17 protein-coding genes are annotated in these 17,791 nt (G+C 56.3%); 12 read left to right on the forward strand and 5 right to left on the reverse strand.

The genetic code is table 11. The features are described 5' to 3' along the window. Nucleotides 1–16: 16 nt before the first annotated feature. Both flgK and flgB read right to left on the reverse strand, forming a co-directional pair. On the reverse strand, nt 17–1,957 hold the full coding sequence (gene flgK / locus Q9Q94_RS08135; protein WP_305979559.1) for a flagellar hook-associated protein FlgK: 1,941 nt from the start codon (nt 1,955–1,957) through the stop codon (nt 17–19). Between the two features lie 81 nt (nt 1,958–2,038). After that, nucleotides 2,039–2,725 (reverse strand): flagellar basal body rod protein FlgB, encoded by a 687-nt coding sequence (gene flgB / locus Q9Q94_RS08140; RefSeq protein ID WP_305979560.1) that lies wholly within the window; start codon nt 2,723–2,725, stop codon nt 2,039–2,041. A 379-nt stretch (nt 2,726–3,104) separates the two neighbouring features. Here flgB and Q9Q94_RS08145 point away from each other — a divergent pair, with 379 nt between their 5' ends. Together Q9Q94_RS08145 and Q9Q94_RS18030 are read left to right on the forward strand one after the other, a co-directional pair. After that, nucleotides 3,105–3,425: a hypothetical protein gene (locus tag Q9Q94_RS08145; protein WP_305979561.1), complete on the forward strand. Its 321-nt coding sequence runs from the start codon at nt 3,105–3,107 to the stop codon at nt 3,423–3,425. A gap of 156 nt (nt 3,426–3,581) precedes the next feature. Next, nucleotides 3,582–3,944: a helix-turn-helix domain-containing protein gene (locus Q9Q94_RS18030; protein WP_371929843.1), complete on the forward strand. Its 363-nt coding sequence runs from the start codon at nt 3,582–3,584 to the stop codon at nt 3,942–3,944. Here the strand turns inward: Q9Q94_RS18030 and Q9Q94_RS08150 are convergent. The 3 genes from Q9Q94_RS08150 to Q9Q94_RS08160 form a co-directional block, all read right to left on the reverse strand. Continuing rightward, nucleotides 3,937–5,238, reverse strand: a complete 1,302-nt coding sequence (locus Q9Q94_RS08150) for a hypothetical protein (protein WP_305979562.1) — start codon at nt 5,236–5,238, stop codon at nt 3,937–3,939. The two genes, Q9Q94_RS18030 and Q9Q94_RS08150, sit on opposite strands and share 8 nt — an antisense overlap. A gap of 135 nt (nt 5,239–5,373) precedes the next feature. Continuing rightward, the gene (locus Q9Q94_RS08155; protein WP_305979563.1) at nt 5,374–6,789 is read right to left on the reverse strand and encodes a heavy metal sensor histidine kinase; all 1,416 of its coding nucleotides are present in this window, start codon (nt 6,787–6,789) and stop codon (nt 5,374–5,376) included. Continuing rightward, nucleotides 6,786–7,460, reverse strand: a complete 675-nt coding sequence (locus tag Q9Q94_RS08160) for a heavy metal response regulator transcription factor (protein ID WP_305979564.1) — start codon at nt 7,458–7,460, stop codon at nt 6,786–6,788. Before Q9Q94_RS08160 ends, Q9Q94_RS08155 begins: the two co-directional genes overlap by 4 nt. A gap of 343 nt (nt 7,461–7,803) precedes the next feature. On the opposite strand from Q9Q94_RS08160, the gene Q9Q94_RS08165 reads away from it, so the two are divergent. From Q9Q94_RS08165 to Q9Q94_RS08210, 10 genes are all read left to right on the forward strand, one after another. Next, entirely contained in the window at nt 7,804–9,312 is a 1,509-nt protein-coding gene (locus Q9Q94_RS08165) for a TolC family protein (RefSeq protein WP_305979565.1), read from the forward strand. Nucleotides 9,313–9,334: 22 nt separating this feature from the next. After that, nucleotides 9,335–10,738, forward strand: coding sequence for a multicopper oxidase family protein (locus tag Q9Q94_RS08170; protein ID WP_305979566.1), 1,404 nt, complete (start codon nt 9,335–9,337; stop codon nt 10,736–10,738). Between the two features lie 35 nt (nt 10,739–10,773). After that, on the forward strand, nt 10,774–11,265 hold the full coding sequence (locus Q9Q94_RS08175; RefSeq protein WP_305979567.1) for a cupredoxin family protein: 492 nt from the start codon (nt 10,774–10,776) through the stop codon (nt 11,263–11,265). A gap of 82 nt (nt 11,266–11,347) precedes the next feature. Next, entirely contained in the window at nt 11,348–11,692 is a 345-nt protein-coding gene (locus Q9Q94_RS08180) for a copper-binding protein (protein WP_305979568.1), read from the forward strand. Nucleotides 11,693–12,138: 446 nt separating this feature from the next. Then, a complete protein-coding gene (locus Q9Q94_RS08185; RefSeq protein WP_305979569.1) occupies nt 12,139–12,405 on the forward strand; it encodes a hypothetical protein in 267 nt (88 codons plus the stop codon). Between the two features lie 59 nt (nt 12,406–12,464). Beyond that, nucleotides 12,465–13,742, forward strand: a complete 1,278-nt coding sequence (locus Q9Q94_RS08190) for an HD-GYP domain-containing protein (RefSeq protein ID WP_305979570.1) — start codon at nt 12,465–12,467, stop codon at nt 13,740–13,742. A 117-nt stretch (nt 13,743–13,859) separates the two neighbouring features. Then, nucleotides 13,860–14,189: a hypothetical protein gene (locus Q9Q94_RS08195; protein ID WP_305979571.1), complete on the forward strand. Its 330-nt coding sequence runs from the start codon at nt 13,860–13,862 to the stop codon at nt 14,187–14,189. 212 nt (nt 14,190–14,401) lie between these two features. Further along, complete coding sequence (locus tag Q9Q94_RS08200; RefSeq protein ID WP_305979572.1) at nt 14,402–14,866, forward strand: DUF411 domain-containing protein; 465 nt, start codon at nt 14,402–14,404, stop codon at nt 14,864–14,866. 17 nt (nt 14,867–14,883) lie between these two features. After that, complete coding sequence (locus Q9Q94_RS08205; RefSeq protein ID WP_305979573.1) at nt 14,884–16,164, forward strand: TolC family protein; 1,281 nt, start codon at nt 14,884–14,886, stop codon at nt 16,162–16,164. Next, nucleotides 16,161–17,783 carry an efflux RND transporter periplasmic adaptor subunit gene (locus Q9Q94_RS08210; protein WP_305979574.1) on the forward strand — a complete coding sequence of 541 codons (1,623 nt, stop codon included), beginning with the start codon at nt 16,161–16,163 and terminating at the stop codon, nt 17,781–17,783. The genes Q9Q94_RS08205 and Q9Q94_RS08210 overlap by 4 nt, the downstream gene beginning before the upstream one ends. Nucleotides 17,784–17,791: the final 8 nt, after the last annotated feature.

The following is a 17,791-nucleotide window of genomic DNA, read 5'->3' on the forward strand; positions in this document are numbered from 1 at the left end:
AAGTGATGCTTTTGCATCACTTCATGATGGCGAGAATATCCTCAAAAAGGGAGTTCGCCACACTGATGCTACGAGCGGATGCTTGGTAAATTTGTTGGAATCGCAAAAGATTTGCAGCTTCCTCGTCCAGACTCACCCCGGAAAGCCCCTGCTGCGTAGCGGTAGCCTGGTCCAGCAAACCTTGCTGGGCGTCGGCATTAACTTTGGCTTCATTGGTCTTACTGCCCACATCACTGACCAGCTGTGAGTAGGCATAGCCCAAGGTTGCTGTGCCGCCGAGCAGATCCTTGGCCGATTGCAGCGAATACAGTGCATTGGCATTGCGACCATCCTTAGTGCCGTCGACATTGGTGGTGATCGTGAAAGTGTCGCCATTGGCCGGCCGGCCGGAAATCGAGAAATTCAGGTTCGGATTGGTCAGCGTAATGCTCGTGCCGACGGCATTGCTCGTCGGGTTATAGGCAATCGTCGCTGGCGTCGCGCCCGTCACGTTGAACTGGTTCAGCGTCGAGTCGAAGCTCAGGGTGATCGGCGTGGCGATATGCGCGGCCGGGCTCGCCAGGATGCCGGTCAGGCTGTTGGCCACGGGCTGTGTTACCGCGCCCGTACCGGTGTTGGTATTGGCGGCACTTGAACGGACCGGTGAAGCAGCGGCAATCAGACGGGTGTCCTTTATCGTGACGGATATGTCGCGCGCAGCGTTACGCGTGGGCTGGATCAGTACGCGATCACCCGCTGTCGTCATGGTGCCCGTAATGGTCAGGCCACCCACATTGATCGGCAACGTCGCACCGCTGTAAACAACACCACTGTCGGAAGTACGCGTCAGCGCGTAATTCGTCCCGTCGTAAGCCAGCACGTAATCATCGGTCGTCAGTCCGGCCACACTACTGACCGTTGTGGTGATCGTCGCAGCCGATGGCGCTGAAGTCAGCAGATTCGGCAAGTTTTGCTGGGCGGGGGCCAAGGCTGTGAAATAATTGCCTCCCATCTGCCCATCAAGATCCTGTCCCAATGCGTGTTGCGCGTTGAACCCGGTCACCAAACTCAACGCGATGCGTCCCAAGGCATTCTGGGCGCTATCTAACGAATCAGAGCGGTAACCCAGTAGCCCTCCCAAAACTCCGCCGGACAACAGGTTTTCCGGGATCGGCACCACCCCGCCGCCCAGTAACTTGATGCCGACACTAAAACGACTCGAATCGGTCGTCGAAGCGGTAGTTGATAATTTGAAAACATCACTACCCATCACCAATGGCTGCCCGGAACCGATGAACACATTGAGCGTGCCATCTAAATTGGTGGTTGCCGTTGCACTGATCTGCTGGTTGAGCTGAGCAACTACCGCATCACGCTTGTCTAGCAAGTCATTGGCTGGCACATTTGGTCCGGCAGCCTGGGCACTAACGATTTTGTTATTTAAACTGGATATCTGCTTGGCCAAGGTGTTGATGTCATTCACCGCTTGGCCAATCTGCGTTTCGACACCGCCGCGAATTTCCTGAAAGCGCGCATCCATGGCCTGAAAACGCGTAGCCAAGGCTTCGGAGGTCGATAGCATGGACTGACGCGAAGGCACGCTGCTCGGGTCAGCAGCCACCTGCTGCACACCGCGAAAAAACTCTTCCAGTGCCGGGCTTAAGCCAGCAGTAGCGTCAGACAGCAGGTTGTCCACCTGCTTGATCTGGTTGTAATACGTGTCGTACTGTACCCGTGAGGTGTCCGCCGCGAGTACTTGCTCACTCAGAAACTGGCTATATATGCGCCTGACGGTCGAAATTTCCGTTCCCTGACCAAAGAAACCCGCTCCCGTAAACAACGGATCAGCTGTGGTCTGAACCACCTGCTGCCGGTTATAACCGGTGACATTGGCATTTGCGATATTGTTGCTGGTCGTGTTCAGCGCTGCTTGAGCGGCATTGAGCCCAGTAAGGGAAATGCTGAGAAGGCCGGACATGATCAACTCTCCTGGCACAAGTAATGCGCCGATGCCGCGATTTTTCTGCTTGATATAGCTGAGGCCAGTACTAAACAATATTTATTTCAGACTTTGAAACAACTCCGACATCATTTTGTAATGACCGCTCACACGGTCCAGCGTGAACTCATACATGATCGAATTCTCAGCAAATTTTGCGCGCTCTACATCCATTTCCACGGTATTCCCATCAACACTTTCTTGAGATGGAACATGGTATTTAAGCGGATATGAGGAGGCGTTCGGCGTTTGCCCCATGATGTGGCTGGCAGAGGTCGTTGCCATCGGTAGTGGCGTTCCACCAGATTGCGCGATCCGAAGTGCTTCTTGAAAATCGATATCTACTGCCTTGTAGCCCGGTGTATCAGCATTTGCAATATTGGAAGCTATCAGTTGTTGACGATAAGCTCGCAACCCTAACGCTGTTTCTTGAAAACTGTGCTCGCTGCCATGTTTTGCACCACCTGCGGGCATTTCCCCTGAGTGAGAGCCTCCACCGGAAGGGCTGACACCCAAGCTATGTCCCGATGCATGTGATCCACCGCTTGCACTCGATAACGCGACTGAATTTCCGGCAGTGCTGCCATGCCCCGCATGTGCGTCATCGGTGCTTGCTTGCCCCGAGGCCAAGGCTAATGCGGACGCAAAGGATGGTCCTGTAGCGGTATTGGCGGGAAGCTGACCACCACGTTCACCTTGCCCGCTGCTACCAGGTTGCTGGAGAGGAGATACTGAAATCGGCGGCATATGGCGTCTTCCTCTGCAGGGAGCTGAGCGCGTGAATCCATTTTGACGAAAGCGTAGTTTCAACCGCCGACGGGATGAGTGTTCCACGGTTCAAGATGATTTTGAGCATAGATCCAGCACCTTTATTAAGCGAGTGCAGCATTGACAGATTGCATCGTGGCAGCTGTCATTTACATGACGTAGAGATTACATTTTCATAGAGACTGTATGCCGCTTGTCGTGGAAATGCATGGCTAGGCCTCTCGTGGCATCAAAGAACAAAGCTTGCAAATACATGACAAAATTGTAATCAACAAGGTGGTTTTCGTGATCTACCATTGTTTGTATGTTTGAAGGAAAAACCCTACAAGCATTTATTCAACGGACGAAGGAGAATAGAATGAAACTCTTAACATTTATACGTTCTAGCGCCATAGCTCTGGCTGTATTTGGTTTTCTTGCAGCAAGTCCGGCCAGCTTTGCAAAGAATCCGGGAACCATTCACGGCGCTCACGTTTCCGTCATCAAAGTTGGCATGTCTGGCGCGGAGGTTGAGCGCTTGGTGGGAAAACCAACAGCCAAGCCTAAGTGGCTAGATGGAACGAGTACTTGGACTTATGAAACCGATGACTGGACAGAGCGCTGTGACGTTGACTTTGGGGCTGATGGCAAAGTCAAGGGGACCATCATTTTCAAGCGTGCCAATTCTGGGAACACTTGACCCCATTTAATCAGTCTGTTTCTATATAAGACGTTTTTCCGGCGTGCATTCTTGATGAGTGTGCGCCGACTTTTTGACTTTTAGAAAATACCTGGACAAGACATCATTCATTCGAGGGCTTGTGTGAGTAAGCGTTCAAAAGCACTAACAAAACACGTGGGAAAACAGATATCCACTCGGCGTAAGGCTTTGCAGTGGAGTCAGGGTCAGCTTGCCGAGAAAGTGGCTCTGGCGCCTGACACAATCTCTCGCTTCGAGCGTGGCGTAACGGTGCCTTCACTTTCGAAGTTGCAGGAACTCGCCGAAGTGTTAAACCTTCGGATATCGGATCTGTTCTCAGAAGGATCTTCATCGCCATCAGACCAAGTAGAAACGGTCTTGGCCTGGATGCGCCCCTTGGAACCAGAAGAACGCGCCTTCGTTCTGGACCTGGTCAAGCGCACCTGCGACTACATGCAACAAAAAAGAGGCCTTGCGTGCGCGCACGAAGCTCCGGGCTCGGCATCTGCCACTAAATAACCGTGCTTGATTGCAGCCCGAAACGTGCAATTTTTTTGAGCATGCGCCTATCGTCACCCAAGGCGCACATTGCGTCGCAGTGCTGTCGGAGTGCATTAAAAGGCAAATACGCCAGTGGAAAATCCTTGGCGTCATCGCGAAAAGAGGGACGACTCATCTGGGCCATTACTTCCTGTTCGCGCGCGTCCGGAGCCACAAGATAAAAGTGGCAGTCTGGTTGTGTCAGTGAGCGCGCGAGATCTTTCATCCGCAGCATGCCGGAGTAGATCGACGTACTCTTTTCAACTTCGAAGGCACACGTGATACTGACAGTATCCATCGTCAGGTCTCGCTTGAGCCAGATCACGTCAATCAGCGAAATGGTATCGAACACATCGGCTGTCGCCGGGAGCGCGGGAAGCTCCGGGATAGTCAGCAATGCAAAGGACTTGCCATGACAAGAGCGATGCCTGTCGTTGCGTGCCACAAACACCTCGTACCCCATTGACCGGCCGATCCGTATCAGCATGTGCTGAACTTGAGTGTGTTCTGACTCCTCCTTCGCGTCTAACTGCACCTGTTGATGTCGCCGCGTGGCGAGCTTGGCGGCTTTTTCCGCCAGCCCGTCCAGTACACGTTCGGCATTGCCGGGGATGACCAAGCGACCATTGCCAAGCTCGAACAGCAGGCCTGCAATTGCCCCCAAGTCTTTGGACAATGCATTGCGATGCGCTGCATTGGTTTCCAGTATCGTCTCGCGCATCGACAGGTAGCAGTCCCATGAGCCTAGCTTTTGCCGTGAGCCGTAAAGGGCGTTGAAGCCATTGAGGATCGCGGTATTGAAAGGCGGAATCAGCGTAGGGTGCAGGAAGTAAAGGATATTGGCGACTGCTGGACCCAGTCCCTTGATGTTGGCTGCAGCCAACAGGCCGATTTCCTTGAGCAATTGGGCCTCTGTGGTCGCTCCCATACAGGCATTCAGGAATGCACCGAAACGCTGTTGATTCGCGTCACTTTCGTAGATATCCGGGATGCGCAACTTGGGTTTCCAGTAAAACGGATGTGCCGCCCCTTCGAAAACCTGCTTCTGTTCTGTGATCGCATTCAGCACGATCTCCAGTAAGGAGCCTTTGAAATCATTCCCAAAGCGGCGAGCCGCAATCGCGTCCACGGTGTCTTTGACGCCACGTCGGATGGCTCGAAACGCTTTCATCCTTGATTCGCTGCCGATAAACCAAGTGTTGTAGACCGACTCAGGGTCGGCTTTGTAGCGCTCGATCAGATCTTCAGTAAAACTTGGTGTATGGAGTGGCATCGTGGCAAATACTATCTCGGATGTTGTTGCTGTCGCGATTTGATTACCTCGACTCAGATACCCTAGAGGGGCTGGCACTGACAACAGGGCCAATCGCGTGGCTGATGGTGAGGTGCATAAGCGAGGCTTTTAGCCTCACGTTTGATCTGTTGCCCCAGAAGGGCTTTCCGGGAATGACAGCGTAAAACGAGTCGTCCCGCAATCCGAAGAGGCGCCGACATAGCCTCCGTGTGCTCGGACTATAGACGCCGCGATTGCCAATCCCAGCCCAGCCCCTTCTGTCGTGCGGTGACGTGAAGTGTCCGCCCGATAAAAGCGATCAAACAGCCGTGGGAGTTGGGCCGGAGGGATCGTCGGGCCTGTGTTTTGCACACACACATCAATGACTTTGACTTTTTCACTGATCGTGACTGAAACAGTACTGTCCGCGTCTGCGTATCGCACGGCATTGGACAACAGGTTGCTGATCGCACGTCTCAGCATCAGCTTGTCCCCACACACTTGCCCGTGTCCTTGTCGAGCCAGCCGGATGCCCTTGGCTTCGGCCAGCGCTTCGTAGAAATCAAACAAATCTTGAACCTCGTCTTCCATCCTGACGGGCTCTTGCGTCGGCACAATCAAACAGTTGTCGGCTTTGGCCAGAAACAACATGTCCGAAACGGTTCGAGCCAAACGTTCCAGCTCTTCTGCGTTGGATGAGAGAACTTCCTGATACGCCTCAGGACTGCGAACACGAGACAAGGAAACCTGCGTCTGCGTCATCAAGTTGCTGATCGGCGTTCTCAGCTCATGGGCAAGATCTGAGGAGAAGTCCGACAGGCGTTTGAAGGATTCTTCAAGTCTGGCGAGCATGTCATTCAGGGTGCTGGCAAGTTCCGCCACTTCGATAGGAATTGATTCAGTCGGTAACCGGTAATCCAGCCGACTGGCTGTGACTTCTGAAGCTCCCGCAATCAACTGTCGCAGTGGGTTCAAGCCGTGCCGTGTTGCAACCCAGGCCAGAAATCCCAGCAGTACGGCGGCAAGTGCGACGATGATCCACATGGTTTGCCGGAACGCCTGCATGAAGGCTTCGTGATTTGATATTTCCGTGCTGACGGCTACGATTCCCTCAGGCCACCCCGGGAGCTGCGTCGTAACCTGCCCTGCGATGCCTCGGAAGTGCCCCTCTCCCGTCTGCCAGACGACTGGCCCGCGACGGTCTGCAGATTGCGGCTTCTCTAGAAGGGTCTTGGGAAAGCTCACTCCGGACGTGCGAAAGAAGACTTCGCCTTGAGGATCAATCACTGCCACCGCCAAGCCATGGTGTCCAACCAGTGAGCTGTCGAGCAAAGCGGGAAGCTTGGCCAGATCTTCTTCTGTCCGGAGCTGGGCGAAAGCGTGGCTGACCAGCGTCAGTTTTCCATTCAAGGCATCCAGATCCTGCTCGACGAAATGGCGGTCAACGGCTCTGGCAACAGTGAAGCCCAAAGCCAGCAACACCAGGGTTGCGGACAAGGAGAACAGCAGCGTAAGCCTGACTGTCAGGGATCTACGCAGTAAATGCTTCATTCGCCAACCTCCACGACGTATCCCATGCCACGCACAGTCCGGATCAGTTTCGGCTCGAAACCATCGTCAATCTTGGCGCGCAGGCGCCGCATGGCGACTTCGATGACGTTGGTGTCACTGTCGAAATTCATGTCCCAGACCTGAGAGGCAATCAGGGATCGTGGCAGCACTTCTCCCTGGCGGCGCATCAGCAGTTCCAGCAGCAAAAACTCCTTGGCGGTCAGATCGATACGCACCCCTGCGCGTGTGACTCGGCGACGACGCAAATCCAGGGACAGATCACCGATTTCAAGTAACTCAGGCTCTTTGCCCTTGCCACGGCGCAGCAAGGTTCTGACGCGCGCCAGCAGTTCGGCAAATGCGAAAGGTTTGACGAGATAGTCATCGGCCCCCAGCTCCAGGCCTTTGACCCGGTCATCAATCTGATCACGTGCCGTCAGAAAAAGCACAGGCATCTGCTTGCCCGCTTTGCGTATTCCCTGAAGAACTTTCCAGCCATCCAGCTCCGGCAGCATCACATCAAGGATCGCCAAGTCGTACTCCTCGGATATCCCCAGATGTAGGCCATCCAGACCGTCTCGCGCCAGGTCGACAACGAAGCCGGCCTCCATCAAGCCTTGACGCAGGTAGTCGCCGGTCTTGGTTTCATCTTCAACGACAAGGATTTTCATATTGTTTCCTCATAGGCACTAACGCAATTGTGCGCCACGAAGCATGCCCGGACTGCAGATTACAAACATGTAATCCTAGTGTCAGCAGACTGACGGGCGCGAAGCTGCAACATCCTGCAAAAGCATTTAACAAGAATAGAGATGTATCCCTCAACCCCGGCAGGAGAGTTTTCATGAGGAATTTTGGTATCGCAATATCGGTCTTGACGTTTCCAATGTTGGCCCAAGCTCAAGCACTTGTGAACGCTTCAAGCCAGAGCGCTTCGCAGGTTTATCGAGTGTTTCAGGACGAGCCTGCTGCGAACTGGCGGGCGCTCAATGATGCGGTTGAGCGCATTGGCGGGTGGAAGGTGTATGCCCGCGAACAGCTACCTTCAGAAAGGCCGGCCACCTCGCAAGACGCAACGCCCGCAAACGCAGGGGTCCGGAAATGAAGCCCGTCGGCCGCCTGGGGGTGTTATTTGGGGTTCTCGTGCTGTCGGGCTGCGCAAGCCTGGATGTGGATCGGAACTTGTCGGACACCTCGACGTTTGCCAAAAGCAACTACGGGAATGAGCTGCGCAGGCTCGACTCTGATGAGACCCGGCGCGAGGCTCAGACTGAGGTAGACACCCTTCTGGAGCAAACGCTGACACAAGCGAATGCAGAGCGTTTGGCCTTGGCGTACAGCCCGGCCTTCCAGATCCTGTTAGCGGAGAATGCCGCTGCTTCGGCGCGTGTCACGCAATCAGCGCGCTTGCCCAACCCCGTTTTTTCCTTTGAAAAGCTGGTGCGCAATGAAGAGGGCGTACGGGATCTGGACATCGGTCGAACACTGGCGTTTTCCGTGCTCGATCTGCTGTTCCTGCCCAGTCGGATCGGGATAGCCAAGAGCGCGCAGGAGCGCCTGCGTCTGCAATCGGCCGGAGATGTCGTGCAGGCCATCAGCGAAACACGCCAGGCATGGGTCAATGCAGTGGCGGCGCAGCAGTCTGTCGCGTACTTCGAGCGGGTGTACGAAGCCGCCGATGCGGGAGCCGAACTGGCGCGCCGGATGCAGGCCGCTGGTAACTTCAGCCGTCTGCAGCGGGCGCATGAACATGAGTTCTATGCCGAGGCCGCCGCCCAACTGAAGCGTGCGAAACAGCGCAAGATGGAGACACGGGAAACGCTGGTGCGCGCTCTGGGGCTGACCTCCTTGCAAGCGCAGAGGCTGAAGCTGCCGGATCGATTGCCGGACCTTCCGAAGGCGCTCAAGGATGAGGCCTCCATTCTCCAGCAAGGACTGGATGAACGGCTGGATGTGCGCATGGCGCGTTTCGAACTCGATACCGTGGTGCGCAATCGCGGCCTGACACGCGTGCAAAGCGTTGTGGATGGGCTTCACGTGGGCTTGGTGAGCAATTCCGAAAGCGGCAAACCCACGCAACGCGGTTATGAGGTGGAGTTCCCGATTCCCCTCTTTGATTTCGGTGATGCCCGACGTTCCCAAGTTGAGGCCGAGTACATGGCCGCAGTGCATCGGGCGCAGCAGACGGCGGTCAGCGCGGCCTCGCAACTGCGCCAACAATATTCGGCGTACAGAACCGCCTACGAATTGGCGCGCCATTATCGGGATGAAATCGTGCCTCTGCGAAAGACCATCTCCGATGAACGCATGCTCAAGTACAACGGCATGTTGATCGGGGTTTTCGAGCTGCTGGCCGATGCCCGTGAACAAGTCGCCAGCGTGCTGGCTGCCACGGAGTCTGAACGCGACTTCTGGCTGGCTGACGCCCAATTGCAGGCCGCCGTGCTTGGCCGTCCCCTCAATGCCTCATCTTCTCGTGAACCTGCCGTGGCGGGTGTCGCGGGTGGCGATGGCGGACATTGATCGCAGAACCGAGGATCAGATCATGATGAAAAGAAGAGATTTCCTGGCCAGCGCAGGTCTTGTGGTTGCTGCATCAAGTGTTTCCCGAGTGGCCATGGCTGCATTGCCGGAGCCCGTCATTCAGGCCACACCGGACACCATGCCGCCCTTGGTTCCGAATAGCGGTCGCCCCTACAACCCGGTAGTCACCCTCAACGGCTGGACGCTCCCCTGGCGCATGAATAACGGGGTCAAGGAATTCCACCTCGTAGCGGAGCCTGTGGTGCGTGAAATCGCGCCGGGCATGGTGGCACACCTGTGGGGCTATAACGGGCAGAGTCCTGGCCCGACCATTGAAGTGGTGGAAGGTGACCGGGTACGGCTCTTTGTTACCAACAAACTGCCGGAGCACACAACCATTCACTGGCATGGTCAGCGCCTGCCCAATGGCATGGATGGTGTCGGCGGGCTCAATCAACCGCAAATCCAGCCGGGCAAGACCTTTGTCTACGAGTTCGTCGCTCGGCGCCCCGGCACCTTCATGTACCACCCGCATGCCGATGAAATGACGCAGATGGCGATGGGCATGATGGGCTTCTGGGTAACCCATCCCAAGATCCGGAACCCGCTGATCGATGAAGTGAATCGCGACTTCTGCTTCCTGCTCAATGCTTACGACGTGGAGCCCGGTAGTTACACGCCAAAGGTCAATACCATGCTCGACTTCAATCTGTGGACCTGGAACAGCCGCTCCTTCCCTGGCATTGATTCGCTCAATGTCCGTTTGAACGACAAGGTGCGGATCCGGATTGGCAATCTGACCATGACCAATCACCCGATCCATCTGCATGGACACGAGTTTCTGGTTACTGGCACGGATGGCGGCCCGACGCCCAAGAGCACCCGCTGGTATGAAGTGACGACCGATGTCGCAGTCGGCCAGATGCGCCAGATCGAGTTTCTGGCAGACGAAGAAGGCGACTGGGCCTTTCACTGTCACAAGAGCCACCACACCATGAATGCCATGGGGCATGACGTGCCGACCATGGTGGGCGTCGACCATTCCGGCATCGCCAGCAAGATCCGCAAGCTCATCCCGGACTACATGGTCATGGGTGAGCGCGGCATGGCAGACATGGCCGAGATGGAAATGCCCTTGCCGGATAACACGCTGCCCATGATGACGGGCCAGGGGCCGTTTGGACCGGTTGAGATGGGTGGCATGTTCACTACGCTCAAGGTGCGCAAAGACCAGAAACCCGGCGATTACAAAGACCCCGGCTGGTTCAAGCATCCGGCAGGCACGGTGGCTTATGAATTCAAGGGCTCGCTGGCTGAACCCAATCGCGCCCACAGCGCCGGCAACCAGGCCATGCCACGTGTCACGCAACCCAGCTCCCCCACAGAGGTTCGGGTGCGCAAACCCAATGCGCATACCGGTCACTGAGCACCTTTCCCCCAACAAACTCAGGAGATCCTGTTATGCAACACAAACTGTTTAGCGGCCAGAAAATTTTCGCAGTACTGGCTGTTCTATTCATGTCGAGCACAGCTCTGGCCAGTGGCAGTCATGCCGGCGGCCACGGCGCCGAAGAAACTGCCATCGGCAAGCCGGGCGTAAAAGCGAAGGTCAATCGCACGATCACTATCGAGATGAGCGACAACATGCGCTATACGCCCGCCGAGGTGCAGGTCAAGCAAGGTGAAACCGTCCGTTTCGTGGTCAAGAACAAGGGGCAGATCAAACACGAGCTGAGCCTTGGCACCGAAAAGGAGTTGCTGGAGCACCTGGAGGCGATGAAGAAATTTCCGGACATGGAACACGACGAGCCCGGCAAGGTGACCTTGGCACCCGGCAAGCAAGGCGAAATCATCTGGCAGTTCACCAAGGCGGGGGTTGTGAACTTTGCCTGTCTGATGCCCGGCCATTACGAAGCAGGCATGAAAGGCGCGGTGAGCGTTGTCAAGCGTTAAGCAGACCAAGGCGCACATTTCCTGAATGTCGAAGCCATCCCATCCATCGTTAAACGTATTTTCTTTAGTTCGCGAGGTAGCTATGAACAGCATCAAAACCGTTCTGACCCTGACCGCCATGTCTTGGGGTGTTGTCCTTTCCATGCCCGCATTGGCACAGGCCAACATGGATCACAGCAAGATGGGCATGTCGCAAGAGGCATCGATGATGACCGACGGTGAGGTGCGCAAGATCGACCAGGCCGCCGGCAAGCTGACGCTCAAGCATGGCGAGATCAAGAATCTGGACATGCCCGGCATGACCATGGTGTTTGCAGTCAAGGATAAAGCCCTGCTGAACAATCTGAAGCCGGGAGACAAGGTCAAGTTCATGGTCGTGAATGAGGCCGGCAAAATGATCGTCACCGACATTCAGCCTGCCAAGTAACGGACTGACAGTAGTGTGAAATTTCCCCGAGAGGGTGATGCACGCGAAACCAGAGCAATTTCAACCACGGAAAAGGAAGTCGTCATGAGCCAACATAAATCTTGGATTGCGGCATTGCTTGTGGCTGCATTTCTGGCCGGCTGTGTAAACAGCGAAGAGCGTCCGACAGAGCAAAACTCAAGCGCCAGCTCACGGGCCGCAGAGCAACGTCATGGCCATCGCTAGATTCTGGCATGGGATCCGTGCCGCGCTTAAAGGGTGGGCCTCCAGTTTTCGGGCCTGGCAGCAGACCAATGTAGCGTCTCATGCGAATGCAAAGGGCGGCGGGTGCTGTTCTCACGCCCCAGCGGGAGCCGGCGCGAAACCGCCAAAAATCGGGGCGAATTAAGTTTTCAAATCAACATCCGGACGCATTGCGCGTTCATTTCATCACGAAGGGAACTGTCATGACACTGAAAACCATCCTCTACCCGGCCTTGGCGGCTGCTGTAATGGCGATCTCCATGGGTGCTAACGCCGCCGACGCGGACAAGCCGCAGGAGCCCAAAGTTGCCGCCAGCACGCCTGCAGAGAAAGCTGCGCCCGCCATGAAGAAGCATTCTCACATGGAAGAAAAAGGCGGAATGGCGCCCAAGCCTGCCGAGCCCAAGGTTGGGCAATCCAACCCGGCCAAGGACATGAGCAAGCACTACCATCCGCGCGATGGAAAATGAATGACATGTGATTCAAGTACCGCCGGAGCGGCTATGAGCCTGCTCCCGGCGCACTGAACATGTCCGACGCTGCCGGTATAGGCCTTCAATCCCCTCGACAGCTCAGGCGCTCACTTGCGCTCAGGCTCAGTGTTGCTGCCGTCTCGATCAGCGTGCTGACGGGCGCCATGGTGTATGTCATGGGCACCCGTCAGGGCGAACAGGCCGCCTTGGAGCGGGCTCTCGAAGGGGTGAGGCACTTTGAATCGCCCTCGATGCAGGCCGCACTGCTTGCACCTTCCACGACGATTCACCCAGAGATTGAGCGCTTGCTTGATCCGGAAAAATTGCTCGGAGTCCGCGTATTGAGCAGCCAGAAGTTGCTGCTTTACGAATCCTGGGCGAAGGCTTCGTCTTCTGCACAAAGAGCGGTTCTCTTGCAAGCTCATCCATGGCCGGCTCAGCGAGAGCGGGTGGCACGCTGGGTCGGCGCTGGCAACGAACGTCAAATTCTGATTGTCTTGCCCTTGCCGGGACGGGACGGAGCCCTCTCCGGATATTTAGAGGGCGTCTATCGCTTCGACGCTTCAAAACTGGAACAGGAGGTATGGCGCAGTGTTCTACTGGCCATAGCCGCAGTCTTCGGCACCTCGGCGTTGCTATTCCCGATATTCCTGACCTTGCTGAAGCAAGTGTCCCAGCAATCCCGGCGCATTCTGGATGCTAATCTGTCTCTGCTGCATGCACTGGGAAGCGCTACGGCCAAACGGGATTCCGACACCGACCTGCATAATTACCGCGTCACGCTGTATGCCGTGGCTCTTGCTGAAAAACTGTGCCTGCCCTACGTCAGGATGGCGGATCTGATCGTCGGTTCGTTTCTGCACGACATCGGGAAAATTGGGATTCCTGATGCCATCTTGCTCAAGAACGGGAAGCTGGATTCGGCCGAGTTCAAAGTCATGAAACGCCATCCTCTGCTTGGCCTTGAAATCGTAGCCGGCAACCCTTGGCTGACAGGGGCTTCGGCAGTTATTCGATCCCACCATGAGCATTTTGATGGTAGCGGCTATCCGGATGGACTCTCCGGAAACGACATCCCGATCCTGGCGAGAATTTTTGCTGTCGTGGACGTGTTTGATGCGCTGACTTCCGAGCGCCCTTATAAAGCCGCAATGGACTTTGAAACCGCCCTGTCGATCATCAAGCGAGATGCCGGTACGCATTTTGATCCTGTCATCGTCGCCGTCTTCGAACAGGGGGCGCACGCATGGCACGCACAGACGGCGTGCCTGGCGGGAGAGACATTGAGCACCCAGCTTCGGGCAAGCGTTGAAAAGTATTTCGTCACCGCATGACGAGGTGACGTGAATGTAATGCGCGGGTCACCGCGTCGTCAGTTCATGAACTCCATACTGATCGTGTGCTTGAGGGCATTTGCCCACAAGCCTCCCCAATATCCACAGGAGATCATTATGAATGCCTCAACCCTCATCCGTTCAAGCGTTGCCGCGTTGGTAGCCACCGGTTTTCTCGCAACAAGCCCCGCACTGTTTGCCAAGGATGGAACGCCCGCGCCGACCATCAAACTCGCTCAACTGCCCGTGGTGAAATCTGGCGTGAGCGCGGCGGAGGTCGAACATGCGCTGGGCAAACCTGCCAGCAAGCCGGTCTGGCTCAATGGCACGACAACCTGGACCTACGATACGGACAACTGGACGCAGCGTTTCGACGTGGATTTCGGCGCGGATGGAAAAGTGAGCCGCGCGATGCTTTATCAACGCGCAGGCTCCGGCAACACCTAAAACACGCGCATTGCGGAAATAAGCTGATGAAGGCCTGTGAAATATTTCGCAGGCCTTTTTGCATTCTTCCTCTCTGTCGCAACTCCTTCGGTTTGATGTTCGTCAACTCCGACTCATTCAGTTACTTCCTTACAAGTTCGTAATCTTCAGGACAGCTTGCTGACAGAGAGCACCGCGCATGATGAGCCCATCACTTTTAAAGAAAGTCCGCCATGAGAAACGCTGTCAGAAACACAAGCGCTCGCAAATTGCTGCTTGCCGCAATGGCCATGATGAGTTTGATCGGAAGTTTGCCTGCCCAGGCTGCCGGCGAAACGGTTGAGGTTTTCAAGAGCCCATCCTGTGGCTGCTGTGGCAAATGGGTCGAACACATGCGCCAGGCAGGATTCAAGATGAAGGTCACGGAAGTCAAGGATGTCATCGCGCAAAGAGAGCGCCTGCGCATGCCCACTTCGGTGGCTTCATGCCATACCGCCCAAGTGGGCAAATATGTGCTTGAAGGCCATATACCGGCTGAGGATATCAAGCGTTTGCTGGCAGAAAAACCCGCTGCACTCGGTTTAGCCGTTCCCTCCATGCCGCCGGGTTCGCCCGGCATGGATGGGCCTCAATCCATTCCCTATAACTCACTGCTGGTCAAAGCGGATGGCAGCACCTCCGTTTTTGCCAAGCACTGAATCAAGTGGAGCATGGCGTGAAACACTCATTTCCTGTTCGCCCCCTGGCCTTGCTGATTGTGCTGTTCTGGCAAGCGATGGCATTCAATGCGCAAGCACAAGAGAAACCGGTCGGAGCGGATCTGAACGGTTTGCTTGAGTACGCAAAAGCCCACAACGTTGAATATTCCGCCATGCGTCATGAGGCGGAGGCTGCCGCAGAACGGATAGGCTCCGCAGGGGCCTTGCCTGACCCAAAACTTCAAGTCGAGTTGCGCGACATTACCAAGATGGGTGAGCAGAATCCGACGCTCGATCCTTCTCGGGTTGGCAGTACGCGCTACCTGCTCATGCAGGACTTCCCCTGGTACGGCAAGCGTGATCTGCGCACGGGTGTGGCAACGGCTGAGGCGCGTGCGGCCGAGGGCTTGGTGCAAAGCAACTGGACCGAGCTTTCCGCGCTGATCCGGCAGACCTTTCTCCAACGCTATTTCCTGGACCGCAACGAACGCTTGGTGCAAGAGCAGCTGGCACAGATGGCGCAACTGGAGAAGATCGCCCAGGCGCGTTACGCCGGAGGGCTGACGCCGCAGCAGGATGTGATTCGCGCTCAGCTTGAACAGAACGCCATGCGGGCCGAACTCATTGGCGTCAGCGGGGAGCGGCGTGCACTTGGCGCCAAGCTCAACGCTGTACTCAACCGGCCAACGGCAGCCCCTCTGGAAGCCCCGGGGGAACTGCCCGCCACGCCAAACCGAGAGAAGCTCAACATGGGCGAGTTGATCGAGCGACTACGCAGCAACAACCCGCAGGTTGTTGTCGAAAGTCATCGCATCACAGCCGCTGAGCAAAATCGGGAGCTGACTTACAAGAACCGTTACCCCGACATAAGTCTCGGGGTTTCACCCATTCAGTCCGGCAACCGGATCAATGAATGGGAGCTGATGCTGCAGGTCAATATTCCGTTGCAACAAGGCGCACGTCGCAGCCAGGAGCGCGAAGCAAACGCAATGTTGGCCGCAGCGCGGGCGCGACAGGAAGCAGCCACCCAGCGCCTGTTTGGCGAATTGGCGGAAAACCTGAGCGCTTATGAAACAGCCCAGCAGTCAGAAGAGTTGGTGCGCGGCAGCGTATTACCGCAGTCCGAACTCTCCTTCAAATCTGCACTGGCTGGCTATGAAAACGGGAAAGTCGATTTCGCCACCCTGCTGGAGGCACAGCGCCAGATCACACAAGCCCGCGTTTCGATGCTGAAAGCACAGGCAGAGCAACACCTCAGACTGACCAATATCGAGAAACTGATTGGGGAAGCACTATGAATCGCACGCTTACGTTTGGTCTTGCCACTTTGACGCTCGCCGCCTTGGGGGCGGGGTATTGGCTGGGGGCTCGCCCTGCCGGACACGGGCAACCCGCAGCAGAAATCGGCCAGACTGCCGCAGGCTCGTCCGCCACGGCTCAGCGCAAGATCCTGTATTACCGCAACCCCATGGGGCTGCCGGATACGTCTCCCGTCCCCAAAAAAGACCCTATGGGTATGGATTACATCCCGGTTTATGACGGGGAAGAGCCGGCGGGATCTTCCACTGAACTGAAGATCAGCACAGAGAAAGTCCAGAAATTGGGCGTGCGCACCGAAGCGGCTGCGATGCGTGCGCTGGATCGACAGCTACGCGCGGCAGGCCGGGTGGAAGCGGATGAACGCAAGACTTTCTCCATTTCCCCCAAGTTCGAGGGCTACGTCGAAAAACTGCATGTCAATGTGACAGGGCAAGCGGTCAGCCGAGGACAGCCCTTGTTTGAGGTGTATAGCCCTGAGTTGGTATCGGCACAGCGTGAATACGCGATTGCCGCGCAAGGCGTGCAGGCCCTCAAGGACGGAAACGAAGAAACCCGACGCGGGATGCAGTCACTGGCTGATGCCAGCCTCGCACGCCTGAAGAACTGGGATATTTCGCAAGAGCAGATCAAATCACTGGCCAGTCAGCAAGAGAGCCGCCGCACCTTGACCTTCCGCTCCCCGGTGTCGGGCATCGTTTCGGAGAAGAAGGCCATCCAGGGCATGCGCTTCGAGCCGGGTGAGTCGCTCTACCAGATTACCGACCTGTCTTCGGTATGGGTCATTGCCGATGTGTTTGAGCAGGATATCGGCCAGCTCAAGCTTGGCAGCAAGGCGTCCGTGAGTATCCCGGCTTACCCGGACAAACGTTTCCAGGGGACGGTGTCCTACATCTATCCCAGCTTGAATGCAGAAACCCGCACCATCCCGGTCCGGGTGGAGCTGAGCAACCCACAGTTGCTGCTCAAGCCCGCAATGTTTGCCCAGGTAGAAGTCAGTACGGGCGCAGGTACGCCTGTGCTGACGGTGCCCAACAGCGCTGTGATCGACAGCGGGAAGCGAGCGCTCATACTTGTACAGCGTGCTGAAGGGCGCTTTGAGCCCCGCGAAGTGAAGCTTGGGCTTAGAGGCGAGCAATACACTCAGGTGCTGGAAGGCGTGCAAGCGAACGAAGAGGTCGTGGTAGCAGCGAACTTCTTGATCGATGCAGAAAGCAACCTCAAGGCGGCGATTGGTGGTTTTGGCCACGCAGCGCATGGAGCTGCAGCACCCGGCGCGACAACAGCCCCCGCTGACGCGACCAAGCAGACCGGGCAAGCCAAAGCCGTTGTGCATCAAGCTATCGGCGAAATCGAGTCGATGGACCCGGCGAATATGACTGTGATGCTTAAGCATGAAGCCATTGCTTCGCTCAAGTGGCCCGCCATGAGCATGGAGTTCAAGCTTGCCAATCCAGCGCTCGTCCAAGGCTTGAAGACCGGCCAAGGCGTGGATTTCGAGTTCGTGGAGCGTGCTCCAGGGGAGTACGTCATTACCGGGATGAAGGCGCAAGCAAAGCGTCCTCAGACAGCCCCCGGCAATTCCCATAGCGCTCACTAAGGCGAGGC

The sequence above is a fragment of the Uliginosibacterium sp. 31-16 genome (genome assembly GCF_030730865.1).
In the GTDB taxonomy this organism is placed as follows: domain Bacteria; phylum Pseudomonadota; class Gammaproteobacteria; order Burkholderiales; family Rhodocyclaceae; genus Uliginosibacterium.